Source organism: Paenibacillus sp. MAH-35, from assembly GCF_058135425.1.
Genome location: NZ_JBYUPU010000088.1, coordinates 1 through 2,892, shown reverse-complemented (window position 1 = coordinate 2,892; position 2,892 = coordinate 1). Strand labels below are relative to the sequence as shown.

Below are 2,892 nucleotides of genomic sequence, written 5' to 3'. Positions count from 1 at the left end.
AAGGATCTCATCGTGATGTATGTGTTCAACGACTCGTAGATAATTGTAGGGCACATTTTCCTTTAATGATGATATGATTTAGATAATTAACTTACTTATTGCGCTCTTGTAGATTGGGGTTGGGTTTATAGTGAGGGGTATTCTCCGATTCGGTTCTCGTACGATCTTGCTTCATATAGCTGCTGCCGTTGTTCTTGGTTTGGTTGCAAGCTATGCCGTCCTCTCTGTACCGGATTCCCCTAAGTTCCAAAGTGAAGAAGGCATTCTGGATGTAACGCAAGTTCATGTCAGTGAGAATCCGCTAAAGATAAAAGGGGAGTGGGCGTTCTACTGGCAAGAACTGCTGTCGCCTCAGGACATACAGCATCGCTTAGCAAGGGACGGAAATCATGACCGCTGGATCAGCATCCCGGGTTCTTGGCTAGGCTATCGGCTAGATGGTCAGCAGCTGAACGGTACAGGCTTTGCAACCTTTCGGGTGGTTATCGAGCTTAGCGAGCAGGATCGAAATGAGCGGCTTGCTCTGCGGCTGCCTACCATTTTTCATGCGTATAAATTATGGGTGAATGGTGAACTTCTGGCAGAAGTTGGTGCGGTTGGTCAGGACAAGAGCAGCGTGACGCCGCAACTGTCAACGAAGCTGGTGTTCTTCCAGCCCGAGAATGACAGAGTGGAGCTGGTTATGCAAGTAGCCAACTTCCATCATAAGCGGGGCGGCATCACCAAGTATATCGAGTTGGGCGGCAGTGATGTGTTAACGGTCCGGACAAATCTGAGAATCGCCGCTGAAATGTTCATCACCGCAAGCCTGCTGGTGATTGGCCTGTATCACCTGCTGTTGTTCGTCCTGCGACGCAAAGACAGGGCTCCATTGTATTTTGGTCTGTTCACCATGTTGCTTGGTATCCGATCCTTGCTGGTCGGCGAGCTATTGCTCACACAAGGGTGGCCGACTTTTCCGTGGGAATTGCAGTTCAAGATCGAGTACCTGATTCTATGCAGCAGTGGATACATCATCACGATGTACTCGGAATGCATCTTTCCAAATTATGTGTCGCGATGGTTTCGTCTGGGCACCCGGATCGCAACCGGCGTACTCTGTCTAGTAGTTGCGGTGACTCCTGCGCTTATATATACCCAATTATTACCGATAATCGGTGTGGTCGTTGTTCTCCATATGATGTATCTGATGGTTGGGCTGGTCCAAGCGGCTGTTCGGCGTATGGAGGGAGCGCTGATCTTCCTGCTGGTGTCGGTGGTTGCTTTAGTGACGGTCATCAACGATTTTTTATATTACAACGAATGGTCACGAATCGGAAATACATCTCCGCTTGGTCTGTTGGTGTTTACGATTGCACAGATGATGCTGCTTTCTTCCAGATTTACGAGGGCGGCATCGAACGAAGAGAGGATATCACGTGAGCTGCAGGACGCTAACAACAAGCTGATCGAAATGAATATAAATTTGGAACGGACCGTGCAGGAACGCACACAGGCCTTATCCGCAGCTCATGATGATCTCCGCACTTCGTATGACCGGTTGCTTCACTCCGAGCAAGGGAGAAAAAAGCTTCTTGCCTATATTACGCATGATCTGCGTACGCCGCTGACCAGCATGCTTGGTTATGTAGAAGCTGTGCAGGACAGGGTCAAGCCGGAACGTAATGAACAGTACCTGAAGTATATCCGGGATAATACGATAAGGATTAACCGCATGATCGAGGAGCTGTCCTTCTTGTCGCATTTGGAGACGGGACAAGTCTCGTACCGAATGGAGCCGGTTCATGTGATTCCCTTCTTGCGTGTTTTTTTTGAACAATATGAGCTGGTTGTGCGTGACGCGGGGCTGGATTTCATACTGGATATCGGAGATGCGGAAGATCAACGATCGGACTTTCCTGTTGTCGAGATGGATGCGCAAAGATTAGAGCAAGCGTTGTTCAATCTCGTGTCGAACGCGATGAAGTTCACCTCCAGAGGCGGGGTGGTGCGTATTGCGCTAGCTGTGGACGAGGCGAATCCTGCCCGCTATGCGATCATTACCGTACAAGATTCTGGCACGGGTATTCCTCCGGATCAGCTCGAGCAAATCTTCAATCGCAATTACAGGTATCATCGGCCGGACGCGAAGACGGGGATCGAGGGCAGCGGGCTCGGGCTGGCGATTTGCAGGGAAATCGTACAAGCGCATGGAGGGACGGTTCGAGCGGAGAGCGACGGCAAGACAGGGTCGATCTTTTATGTATCGCTTCCTTGTATTGTAAATGAAGGAAGGTGACGGTGTGGTGGACACGCACAAAATCATGATCGTCGATGATGATCCCCATATATGCGAGATAGTTCAGGCGTATTGCGAGCGGGAGGGTTTCATATCCTCCTACAGTCATAGCGGGACAGAAGCCATGAAGCTGCTAGAGTCTTTCGAGCCGGATTTGATTGTACTGGATATCATGCTGGCTAATGAAAACGGTATTGATTGGTGCATGAACGCACGTACCTACACGGATGCGCCGATCGTGTTTCTGAGCAGCCGTGAGGAAGACGAGGTGAAGATCAGCGCATTATCCTATGGCGGCGACGATTATGTGACCAAGCCGTTCAGTCCGGGAGTCCTCATGGCCAAGATCAAGGCTCATCTTCGCAGAGTGTCGACGGGCAGAAGGGAACAACTGCTGGAGTTACCGGGTTTGACGCTGGATTTCTACGCACAGTCCGTCAACATGGGTAGCGAACCCATCTTTTTATCGAAAAAAGAGTTCAGTCTACTGTCCTATATGGCACAAAACGTGAATCGTGTCGTTAGTAGCGATGCGTTGTTTCAGCTCATCTGGGGAACGGAGAGTCTGGAGGATACGAGAACGGTCGCCGTACACATCAGTAATTTGCGCAAAA

2 protein-coding genes are annotated in these 2,892 nt (G+C 50.1%); both read left to right on the top strand.

All coding sequences use genetic code 11. The features are described 5' to 3' along the window. The first annotated feature begins 130 nt into the window (after nt 1-130). Nucleotides 131-2,278, top strand: a complete 2,148-nt coding sequence (locus tag AC3Y2E_RS34485) for a sensor histidine kinase (RefSeq protein WP_379217953.1) — start codon at nt 131-133, stop codon at nt 2,276-2,278. 4 nt (nt 2,279-2,282) lie between these two features. Next, nucleotides 2,283-2,892, top strand: a 610-nt coding sequence (locus AC3Y2E_RS34480; RefSeq protein WP_379217951.1) for a response regulator transcription factor, incomplete at its 3' end; no start/stop codon positions are given.